Raw genomic sequence first — 11,570 nt, forward strand, 5'->3', positions numbered from 1 at the left:
TCAGAAAAGATCGCTACGGGTTTTGAGTAAATCTTCGACATCTTTGTCTGCCTTAATGATGATCTCATGCTCAATTTTAACGTTCATATTGATAGTGATCGGTTCCTTAGGTGCAGCGACTTCAATGCGAGGCGTACAGCCAACCAGCATAAAAGATGACGTCAACGCAGCCAGTAAAATTTTCATTGTTTTTCCTCACACCCTTTTCCTTGCGGACAGCCATTTTCCGGCAGACGCGCGTTCTGCTCCAACCATGCCTGGAGATTATCGCCAAAACGTAAACTGCGCCACAGGGTAAAAATATTCTCTTCATGATGGTAATTAAGGTTTACCGTACCACTTTTACCGTCGACGCGACTGGTACCTGTAATATTGGCCTGCATGGTTAACACACCGAGATTATCTAAATTAATTTTTGTCGATGAACGGCTAATTTCCATATAGCGCAACCAGTTAATCGCAGAACCCGCGGTCATATTGTCTTTCACCACCGCATCTGCGGTGTCTTTATCCAGCCGCAAGGTCATTGGTCCGCTATTTGCCAGCCAGCCGTCTTTAACTATCCATTTTTCATTGTTCAGCCATAAAGGCAATGCCCCACTAAATGCCCCGGACATGGCGAATTGTTTCGGATTGACGGCGCTAACCAGTTCGCTGGATGAGAGGTTATTCAGCCGCAACAGCGCCGGGTCATGTTGCGGCATGCGTAATTGTTTCATCAGCACGTTACCGCCTAACACATCGACGCTAACATCGGTCAACAACAATGGTTCGTCTTCACTCCACGGATAACGCCCTTGCAAGTCAGCCGTAATATTTTTCGCTGTCACCAGATTAATCACTTCGGCAATTCGCAACGTAACGGGGCCGCGAGTCCCCAGATGCCAGGCTCCATCGGCAAAACGGAAAGGCAGGACAAAATCGACACCGTTAACCTGATTATCTGGCATCCAGGCACTACCGCCTTTCAACACACCGTGCCCTCCCGCGCGGAATCCTTGTTCAGGCGCAGCAGAAAATGCGACCTGGGCATATAGTTCGCCATCGCGTAAGTTCATCTTCCAGTCGGGTGGCACCAGCGGCTGGAATACGGTCAGTGATTGTTTAGGCCACCAGGCGTTACCGCGCAGACGAATACCGTCCCAGCGACCATTTACCCGAACCGGGCCAATCTCACCAGCATGTAAATCGCCTTTAAAGAGGAAATACGTCGGATCGCGTCCATCGACGCTAAATTTTAAGGTTGATGGCGGTAACACACTGCCACCCGTGAACAGCGTTTGCCCGGCGTCCAGTGACAGCGCGCCGCTGAACGAAGGATTCTGCACATCACGTACCCAGACGACGGGCTTGTCGAGAATTAATCGCGGCTTTTCTACCGTCATTGTCCCGTATTGCAATTTGTCAAAGCCGGTGGAGAGATCGGTCAGCGTAATCGTGCTGTCACGCCACTCACCTTTTCCTGCGACATCCCAACTGGCGTGCATTGGGGTAAAACTGCCCTTGCCCCAGTAACGCCACTGCCAGCGGCCAGCGTCGGGCAGAAAATCATTCGCCAGACCATCCATATGCAGCACGAAATCGCCCAGTTCATTTTCGTGCGCCTGCAAAATGGCCTGCAAACGCCCGTCAACGCCACGCTGGGTGACTTTTACACCCGCTAAAGGCCAGCGGATTTCATCGATGTCCAGCGAATCGATGACTCTTCCCTTCGAACGTAATAACGCGCCTGGCTCAAAGGCCAGCGTTGGGTCAGTCAGACTTCCGCTTAGCTGCGCAGGTAAACGGGCATATAAAATGAGGTCCGCCTGTTTCGCTTCACCGGTCAGTTGCATAGGCAGCTGGCTGTTATCCATGCTTAATTTTCCTGGGCCAAAATTAAGCACCGCGTTGCCTTTACCCGCTTGCCCCTGGGTCAGCACACTCAGTCGTCCGCTGACCAGAGCGTTCTCAAGCCCTGCCTGCCAGTTGTCGACTTTGACACCCAGTCGTCCACTCAAAGGAAAACCTGCATACGGCCAGCTCCAGCGACCATCGCTTACGGTCAATTGTTGGCGAGTAATTTGCCACGGCAGATCGAGCAACGGATCGCCGTTATCCCGTGCCAGCACAATCAATTGCCCGCTATTTTCCTGCCAGTCCAGCTCGGCATCCACCAGTGAAGGCTCCTGCGGCAAGTTTAACGTCGCAGTAGCATGACCCCTTACAGGAAGTCCATCCGGCACTAGCGGCATAGTAAATTCCCCCACCAGTTTAACCGGCGGCTGATTTTCAAACGCAGCGACATCCAGTTCGCTGACTGTAAGTTGTTGCCCTTTCAGCTGGCCTTGAAATTTAACTTTTTCGCCCTGATAACGCAGTTGCTGGATATCGGAGTTTAATGCGAGAGAGAGTTTTCCCTGCCATTCCTGCCAGGGAGAAAAAATCAGTTTATCGATATTGATCCAGGTGTTAGGCAACATGGCCTGCCACTGCGCGAGGGTTTTTGGAGCGGCTGGCGATTGCTCCGTCTGCGGCAATTTCGCCAGACAAGCAGAATCAAGTTCTACCGTGCCGACGTTCAATAACCAGCGGCTGGGATGAGAAAGGCTGGCGTTTGTGATATGTGCAAGCTGACAATCTCCTACCAGATAACGGAGATCGGGAATGATTAAACCTTTACGCGTAATGCGTGGGCTTTCATCTAAAGCAATACGTGTGCCGAGCGGTAGCCAGATGCCCGCCAGCGTGGGAACCCACAACCCGAGCGTCATCAGTAGCGTCAACGGCACAAGAATAATCAGTAATAACAGCGCGAGAACGGCTTTATATTTACCCAACATGGGTAGTTAATATCCTGATTTAGCGAAAAATTAAGCATTCAATACGGGTATTGTGGCATGTTTAACCGTTCAGTTGAAGGTTGCGCCTACACTAAGCATAGTTGTTGATGAATTTTTCAATATCGCCATAGCTTTCAATTATATTTGAAATTTTGTAAAATATTTTTAGTAGCTTAAATGTGATTCAACATCACTGGAGAAAGTCTTATGAAACTCGCCGTTTATAGCACAAAACAGTACGACAAGAAGTACCTGCAACAGGTGAACGAGTCCTTTGGCTTTGAGCTGGAATTTTTTGACTTTCTGCTGACGGAAAAAACCGCTAAAACGGCCAATGGCTGCGAAGCGGTATGTATTTTCGTAAACGATGACGGCAGCCGCCCGGTGCTGGAAGAACTGAAAAAGCACGGCGTTAAATATATCGCCCTGCGCTGTGCCGGTTTCAATAACGTCGACCTTGACGCAGCAAAAGAACTGGGGCTGAAAGTAGTCCGTGTTCCAGCCTATGATCCAGAAGCTGTTGCTGAACACGCCATCGGTATGATGATGACGCTGAACCGCCGTATCCATCGCGCATATCAGCGTACGCGTGACGCCAACTTCTCTCTGGAAGGTCTGACCGGCTTTACCATGTATGGCAAAACGGCAGGCGTTATCGGTACTGGTAAAATCGGTGTGGCGATGCTGCGCATTCTCAAAGGTTTTGGTATGCGTCTGCTGGCGTTCGATCCGTATCCAAGTGCGGCGGCGCTGGAACTCGGTGTGGAGTATGTCGATCTGCCAACCCTGTTCTCTGAATCAGACGTTATCTCTCTGCACTGCCCGCTGACACCGGAAAACTACCATCTGTTGAACGAAGCCGCCTTCGATCAGATGAAAAATGGCGTGATGATCGTCAATACCAGTCGCGGTGCATTGATTGATTCTCAGGCGGCAATTGAAGCGCTGAAAAATCAGAAAATTGGTTCGTTGGGTATGGACGTGTATGAAAACGAACGCGATCTGTTCTTTGAAGATAAATCCAACGACGTAATCCAGGATGACGTATTCCGTCGTCTGTCTGCCTGCCACAACGTGCTGTTTACCGGGCATCAGGCATTCCTGACAGCAGAAGCGCTGACCAGTATTTCTCAGACTACGCTGCAAAACTTAAGCAATCTTGAAAAAGGCGAAACCTGCCCGAACGAACTGGTTTAATCTTGCCGCTCCCCTGCATTCCAGGGGAGCTTATTCAGATAATCCCCAAAGACCTTTCATCCTCTATTCTTAAAATAGTCCTGAGTCAGAAACTGTAATTGAGAACCACAATGAAGAAAGTAGCCGCGCTCGTTGCGCTAAGCCTGCTGATGGCGGGATGTGTAAGTAATGACAAAATTGCTGTAACCCCAGAACAGCTACAGCATCATCGCTTTGTGCTGGAAAGCGTAAACGGTAAGCCCGTGACCAGCGATAAAAATCCGCCAGAAATCAGCTTTGGAGAAAAGATGATGATTTCCGGCAGCATGTGTAACCGCTTTAGCGGTGAAGGCAAACTGTCTAATGGTGAACTGACAGCCAAAGGGCTGGCAATGACCCGTATGATGTGCGCTAACCCGCAGCTTAATGAACTCGATAACACCATTAGCGAAATGCTGAAAGAAGGTGCGCAAGTGGATCTGACCGCGAACCAGTTAACGCTGGCGACCGCGAAACAGACATTAACCTATAAGCTGGCGGATTTAATGAATTAATAGCTGCCACAGCTCCCGGCGGCAAGTGACTGTTCGCTACAGCGTTTGCCGTTGGGTAATGCACACATCCCAATCGCCGTACCATCCAGTTGACGGGCAACAGAAAGCGAACCGCCAATCATTGCACAATTTGCTTCTCCACTACTGGACATTGACGCTTTTAAACCGGGCGCTACGTGCGCCGCAGTCGCCTGCTGAACAGGTTCACTACTACACGCCGACAATAATAAAGCGGCACACCCTACCCAAAACGCTGCTCGCATCTTTTCTTCCTCTGATCTTCAAGCCAAACGACACCGCCATAAATAATAGGCAGCACAGAGGGCGGCGTCGAGAGCTGTCCTGCGCGTTGCCCCGCATTTTTACTTTTTTATGGCTATTTTTTTGCCCTCTGTTTGATCAAAACATTCATTACGCTGATGTGGGGGACACAAAAGCGAAAATGCAGCAGAAAGCCATTTGCTAAAATTGAAAGATAACTACTGGGCGCGCAGCAATTTCGTGCGCCCCTCATTTGCGCAATGTAAGGGTGTCATATGATTACTATTGACGGTAATGGCGCGGTTGCTTCGGTGGCGTTTCGCACCAGTGAAGTTATCGCCATCTACCCTATTACCCCCAGTTCCACGATGGCAGAACAGGCTGATGCATGGGCCGGAAACGGCTTGAAAAACGTTTGGGGAGACACACCACGCGTGGTTGAAATGCAGTCGGAAGCGGGTGCTATCGCTACCGTGCATGGCGCTTTGCAGACGGGTGCCCTTTCAACATCGTTTACGTCATCGCAGGGTTTGCTGCTGATGATCCCGACGCTGTACAAACTGGCAGGCCAACTGACGCCATTTGTCCTGCATGTAGCGGCTCGTACCGTTGCCACACATGCACTCTCTATTTTTGGCGATCATTCCGACGTCATGGCAGTGCGCCAGACGGGTTGCGCGATGTTGTGTGCAGCAAACGTCCAGGAGGCGCAAGACTTTGCTCTCATTTCGCACATTGCGACGCTGAAAAGTCGCGTGCCATTTATTCATTTCTTTGATGGTTTCCGCACCTCCCACGAGATCAATAAAATTGTCCCGCTGGCCGATGACACTATTCTTGAACTGATGCCGCAGGCAGAAATTGATGCTCATCGCGCCCGTGCACTCAACCCGGAACATCCGGTGATCCGCGGTACGTCCGCCAATCCTGACACTTATTTCCAGTCTCGCGAAGCCACCAACCCATGGTACAACGCAGTCTATGACCATGTTGAACAGGCGATGAATGATTTCGCTGCCGCGACAGGTCGCCAGTATCAGCCGTTTGAGTATTACGGGCATCCACAAGCGGAACGGGTGATTATCCTGATGGGCTCTGCCATTGGCACCTGTGAAGAAGTGGTTGATGAATTGCTAACCCGTGGCGAAAAAGTCGGCGTGCTGAAAGTTCGCCTGTACCGTCCCTTCTCCGCCAAACACTTACTGCAAGCGTTGCCGGACTCTGTTCGGACAGTGGCGGTGCTGGATCGCACCAAAGAGCCAGGTGCGCAAGCGGAACCCCTGTACCTGGATGTGATGACCGCACTGGCAGAAGCCTTTAATAATGGCGAGCGTGAAACCCTGCCCCGTGTCATTGGTGGGCGCTATGGTCTTTCATCCAAAGAATTTGGCCCGGACTGTGTACTGGCGGTATTTGCCGAGCTCAACGCGGCTAAACCGAAAGCGCGCTTTACGGTTGGTATTTACGATGATGTGACCAATCTGTCACTGCCGTTGCCGGAAAACACCCTGCCAAACTCGGCGAAACTGGAAGCCTTGTTTTATGGTCTTGGTAGTGATGGCAGCGTTTCCGCGACCAAAAACAATATCAAGATTATCGGTAATTCCACGCCGTGGTACGCACAGGGCTATTTTGTTTACGACTCCAAAAAGGCGGGCGGCCTGACGGTTTCTCACCTCCGCGTGAGCGAGCAGCCGATTCGTTCCGCTTATCTCATTTCCCAGGCTGATTTTGTTGGCTGCCACCAGTTGCAGTTTATCGATAAATATCAGATGGCTGAACGTTTGAAACCTGGCGGCATTTTCCTGCTCAACACGCCGTACAGCGCAGATGAAGTATGGTCGCGCTTGCCGCAGGAAGTTCAGGCCGTGTTAAACCAGAAAAAAGCGCACTTCTATGTGATTAACGCGGCGAAAATCGCCCGTGAATGTGGCCTGGCGGCCCGTATTAATACCGTCATGCAGATGGCATTTTTCCATCTGACGCAAATTCTGCCTGGCGACAGCGCCCTGGCCGAATTGCAGGGTGCGATTGCCAAAAGCTACAGCAGCAAAGGCCAGGATCTGGTGGAACGCAACTGGCAGGCTCTGGCACTGGCGCGTGAATCTGTAGAAGAAGTTCCGCTGCAGCCGGTTAATCCGCACAGCGCCAATCGACCGCCTGTGGTTTCCGATGCTGCTCCTGATTTCGTGAAAACCGTTACCGCTGCAATGCTCGCTGGGCTTGGCGATGCTCTCCCTGTTTCGGCGCTGCCACCAGATGGCACCTGGCCGATGGGCACCACGCGCTGGGAAAAACGCAATATTGCCGAAGAGATCCCCATCTGGAAAGAGGAACTCTGTACCCAATGTAACCACTGCGTCGCCGCTTGCCCACACTCAGCTATTCGCGCCAAAGTGGTGCCGCCTGAAGCAATGGAAAATGCCCCTGCCAGCCTGCATTCGCTGGATGTAAAATCGCGTGATATGCGCGGGCAGAAATATGTCTTGCAGGTAGCTCCGGAAGATTGCACCGGCTGTAACCTGTGCGTCGAAGTTTGCCCGGCGAAAGACCGTCAGGATCCAGAGATTAAAGCCATCAATATGATGTCGCGCCTGGAACATGTCGAAGAAGAGAAAATCAATTACGACTTCTTCCTGAATTTACCAGAAATCGATCGCAGCAAACTGGAACGTATTGATATTCGTACATCGCAACTGATTACACCGCTGTTTGAATATTCAGGTGCTTGCTCTGGTTGTGGCGAGACGCCGTATATTAAATTGCTGACTCAGCTCTATGGCGATCGGATGTTGATCGCTAACGCTACGGGTTGTTCTTCAATTTATGGTGGTAACCTGCCCTCCACACCATATACCACTGATGCCAACGGTCGTGGACCGGCATGGGCGAACTCGCTGTTTGAAGATAACGCCGAATTCGGCCTTGGTTTCCGCCTTACGGTCGATCAACACCGTGTCCGCGTGCTGCGTCTGCTGGATCAATTTGCCGATAAAATCCCGGCGGAATTACTGGCTGCGTTGAAATCAGACGCCACGCCAGAGGTTCGTCGTGAACAGGTCGCAGCTTTACGCCAGCAACTCAACGATGTTGCCGAAGCACATGAACTGCTACGTGATGCAGATGCACTGGTGGAAAAATCAATCTGGCTGATTGGTGGCGATGGCTGGGCTTACGATATCGGCTTTGGCGGTCTGGATCATGTATTGAGTCTGACGGAAAACGTCAACATTCTGGTGCTGGATACGCAATGCTATTCCAACACCGGTGGTCAGGCGTCGAAAGCGACACCGCTGGGTGCAGTAACTAAATTTGGCGAGCACGGCAAACGTAAAGCGCGTAAAGATCTTGGCGTCAGTATGATGATGTACGGTCATGTTTATGTGGCGCAGATTTCTCTCGGCGCGCAGCTCAACCAGACAGTGAAAGCGATTCAGGAAGCGGAAGCGTATCCGGGGCCATCGCTGATCATCGCTTATAGCCCGTGTGAAGAGCATGGTTACGATCTGGCACTCAGTCACGACCAGATGCGCCAACTCACTGCTACCGGCTTCTGGCCGCTATATCGCTTTGATCCGCGTCGTGCCGATGAAGGCAAACTGCTGCTGGCGCTGGATTCACGCCCGCCGTCAGAAGCACTGGAAGAAACGTTACTTCACGAGCAGCGTTTCCGTCGTCTGAATTCGCAGCAGCCAGAAGTGGCAGAACAGTTATGGAAAGATGCCGCAGCTGATTTGCAAAAACGCTATGACTTCCTGGCACAAATGGCCGGAAAAGCGGAAAAAAGCAACACCGATTAAATGCTCTGGATAAGGATTATCCAATTCTAAAAAAAAGCCCGAACGACTGTTCGGGCTTGTCTTCTTATATGTTGGAAAATCAGTGGCAATGCAATGGCCCAACAGAAAATAAAATCTGTGACAATAAAGGCATATAACCCGCGCAGAATAACGTATAGCAAATTAAAAGTATAATTTTTATTTTGTATGTATTATCTTCGATACATTCACCAGACTTATTATCATTTCAGAGGAATTATTTGATTAAGGTTTTACTTAAGGCGTAACAAATGATATTTATCGGCTAACTGAACTTCTCCTTTAGGATGTTTTCATTCCCCGAAATGGGGATAAAAGGCAAATAAAATAACTAAAGGATTTATTCAATGAAAAGCAAAGTACTGGCACTTTTAATTCCTGCCCTGCTCGCCGCAGGTGCTGCACATGCAGCCGAAGTTTATAATAAAGACGGCAACAAATTAGATCTGTATGGCAAAGTTGATGGCCTGCATTATTTTTCTGATAATTCAGCGAAAGATGGCGACCAGAGCTATGCGCGTCTGGGTTTTAAAGGCGAAACCCAAATTAACGATCAACTTACTGGCTACGGTCAATGGGAATACAATATTCAGGCAAACAACACTGAATCTTCAAAAAACCAGTCATGGACCCGTCTGGCATTTGCCGGACTGAAATTTGCAGATTACGGTTCTTTCGATTACGGACGTAATTATGGCGTAATGTACGACATCGAAGGCTGGACCGATATGCTGCCTGAATTTGGCGGTGACTCTTATACCAATGCAGACAACTTTATGACTGGTCGTGCCAATGGCGTCGCGACTTATCGTAACACTGATTTCTTCGGTCTGGTAAATGGTCTGAACTTCGCGGTGCAGTATCAAGGTAACAACGAAGGAGCCAGTAATGGTCAGGAAGGCACCAACAACGGACGTGATGTTCGCCATGAAAACGGTGACGGCTGGGGTCTTTCCACAACATATGATTTAGGCATGGGCTTTAGCGCTGGTGCGGCATACACCTCTTCTGACCGCACCAATGACCAGGTTAACCATACTGCGGCTGGTGGTGATAAAGCAGACGCGTGGACTGCTGGGCTAAAATACGATGCTAACAATATTTACCTGGCAACCATGTATTCAGAAACGCGTAATATGACCCCGTTTGGCGACAGCGATTATGCTGTTGCAAACAAAACCCAGAACTTTGAAGTCACTGCACAGTACCAGTTTGATTTTGGTCTGCGTCCGGCAGTCTCTTTCCTGATGTCTAAAGGCCGTGACCTGCACGCTGCCGGTGGTGCAGACAACCCGGCAGGTGTTGATGATAAAGATCTGGTTAAATACGCCGATGTTGGCGCGACTTACTATTTCAATAAAAATATGTCCACCTACGTTGACTATAAAATCAACCTGTTGGATGAAGATGACAGCTTCTACGCTGCCAACGGCATCTCTACCGATGATATTGTCGCTTTAGGTCTGGTTTATCAGTTCTAAATCCTCCTGCCCGCTGTTATGGCGGGCTTTTTCTGCTTATTCTTCCTCCTTTGATCTAAATTAAAAATGTGAACTCCGTCATTACACAAAAAGTGTCATCTGGCGTTACACTTTATGCGGATACTAAAACAGGAGGTTTTATGAACAGAACGATTCTTGTCCCTATCGATATTTCCGATTCAGAATTAACTCAACGCGTGATTAGTCACGTTGAGGCAGAGGCAAAGATTGATGATGCAGAGGTTCATTTCCTGACGGTAATACCTTCACTGCCCTACTATGCCTCTCTGGGTTTAGCGTATTCCGCAGAATTACCGGCAATGGATGACCTGAAAGCGGAAGCCAAATCGCAACTGGAAGAGATCATTAAAAAATTTAAACTGCCAACCGACAGAGTGCATGTCCATGTTGAGGAAGGCTCGCCCAAAGACCGCATTCTGGAATTGGCGAAGAAGATCCCCGCTCATATGATCATCATTGCTTCCCATCGACCGGATATCACCACTTATCTGCTCGGTTCTAACGCCGCAGCTGTAGTGCGTCACGCAGAGTGCTCCGTGCTGGTTGTGCGCTGACACTAACGCCCGCACATTGCTGCGGGCTTTTTGATTCATTTCGCAAATGTGCTGACATTTTCCCCTCTAATCCGTACCATACACGCCACAGTTTTTATATCAGATTTCTTATGCTGGGCGTTCCGGCATTACGCATACTCTTCTGATGCCATATAACGAATTGAGTCGCTTTTAAATGTCGCAAAATCAAGAAATTAGTAAGAAAGAACAATACAATCTGAACAAGTCAGAGTAAAAACCACAACTATCTGACGAACAATCATTTTTATGTTTTTCAAGATATTAGGCAGGATTAACAACTACAATAAAGCACAATAATCTACATTTTTATTGCCCCATTTTTGCCCCTTTTGCGGCCTTTTGTCCCATTTTTGCCACAGAAACAACTCTAAAACTGTCCTACAATTTGTAGCCTCTAAATTTTATAAGTTCCGACTGACATACCTTCAAATTTACGCTATTGAACGCACATCAGTCAGCCGCGGTACATTCCTGCATACAATGTTCCGCGGCTTTTATCATCTCTGCCTGTAATTACTGATTAACGTAAAATCCTCTTCTCCGGTATTTACTGCTCTGGCTTTTGTGGCCATTCCGGGTTCGCTGAATCCACCCGGCTGAGCAGGACGCTGTAACGCTCCCAGGCCGACAGCCGGGTTCGCTCTTCTTCCGTGGCCATATTCAGCCTTACCGACCGCTCCAGAAGCCGGATGATGGTATCTGCTTCACTGAGCAGCGTGGCCTTGCGTTGCTCTGTCTGTCTGTTGACTTCCTCTGACGAATACTCGCGTTTCCTCACCTGACCGTCCAGATACATCCACTGCCCCGAATCGTCTGCCCGGCGGTTCGCCGTTATATCTGCCACCTCAACAACACTTAATCC

At 49.6% G+C, this 11,570-nt stretch carries 9 protein-coding genes; 5 read left to right on the forward strand and 4 right to left on the reverse strand.

All coding sequences use genetic code 11. The annotated features are described in order from the left end of the window. Together AACU19_RS07275 and AACU19_RS07280 are read right to left on the reverse strand one after the other, a co-directional pair. Complete coding sequence (locus AACU19_RS07275) at window positions 1-186, reverse strand: YnbE family lipoprotein (protein ID WP_000698143.1); 186 nt, start codon at window positions 184-186, stop codon at window positions 1-3. Further along, the gene (locus AACU19_RS07280) at window positions 183-2,822 is read right to left on the reverse strand and encodes a YdbH family protein (RefSeq protein WP_105278876.1); all 2,640 of its coding nucleotides are present in this window, start codon (window positions 2,820-2,822) and stop codon (window positions 183-185) included. Before AACU19_RS07280 ends, AACU19_RS07275 begins: the two co-directional genes overlap by 4 nt. Window positions 2,823-3,029: 207 nt before the next feature. Here AACU19_RS07280 and ldhA point away from each other — a divergent pair, with 207 nt between their 5' ends. Both ldhA and hslJ read left to right on the forward strand, forming a co-directional pair. Then, entirely contained in the window at window positions 3,030-4,019 is a 990-nt protein-coding gene (gene ldhA / locus AACU19_RS07285) for a D-lactate dehydrogenase (protein ID WP_000762229.1), read from the forward strand. Window positions 4,020-4,129: 110 nt separating this feature from the next. After that, complete coding sequence (gene hslJ / locus AACU19_RS07290; RefSeq protein ID WP_001309480.1) at window positions 4,130-4,552, forward strand: heat shock protein HslJ; 423 nt, start codon at window positions 4,130-4,132, stop codon at window positions 4,550-4,552. Here the strand turns inward: hslJ and AACU19_RS07295 are convergent. Further along, a complete protein-coding gene (locus tag AACU19_RS07295) occupies window positions 4,549-4,815 on the reverse strand; it encodes a putative hemolysin (RefSeq protein ID WP_001295715.1) in 267 nt (88 codons plus the stop codon). The two genes, hslJ and AACU19_RS07295, sit on opposite strands and share 4 nt — an antisense overlap. Before the next feature lie 273 nt (window positions 4,816-5,088). Here AACU19_RS07295 and nifJ point away from each other — a divergent pair, with 273 nt between their 5' ends. The 3 genes from nifJ to uspF all read left to right on the forward strand — a co-directional run bounded on the left by nifJ (window position 5,089) and on the right by uspF (window position 10,687). After that, window positions 5,089-8,613, forward strand: a complete 3,525-nt coding sequence (nifJ, locus tag AACU19_RS07300) for a pyruvate:ferredoxin (flavodoxin) oxidoreductase (protein WP_105278877.1) — start codon at window positions 5,089-5,091, stop codon at window positions 8,611-8,613. 365 nt (window positions 8,614-8,978) lie between these two features. After that, window positions 8,979-10,112 carry a porin OmpN gene (gene ompN / locus AACU19_RS07305; RefSeq protein WP_000837924.1) on the forward strand — a complete coding sequence of 378 codons (1,134 nt, stop codon included), beginning with the start codon at window positions 8,979-8,981 and terminating at the stop codon, window positions 10,110-10,112. A gap of 140 nt (window positions 10,113-10,252) precedes the next feature. Further along, window positions 10,253-10,687 (forward strand): universal stress protein UspF, encoded by a 435-nt coding sequence (gene uspF / locus AACU19_RS07310; RefSeq protein ID WP_001295593.1) that lies wholly within the window; start codon window positions 10,253-10,255, stop codon window positions 10,685-10,687. Between the two features lie 568 nt (window positions 10,688-11,255). Here uspF and AACU19_RS07315 read toward each other — a convergent pair. Then, window positions 11,256-11,570, reverse strand: a 315-nt coding sequence (locus AACU19_RS07315) for a tail fiber assembly protein (protein ID WP_105278880.1), incomplete at its 5' end; no start/stop codon positions are given.

It is taken from the genome of Escherichia sp. MOD1-EC4550, from assembly GCF_963876935.1.
GTDB classification, from domain to species: Bacteria; Pseudomonadota; Gammaproteobacteria; order Enterobacterales; family Enterobacteriaceae; genus Escherichia; species Escherichia coli_F.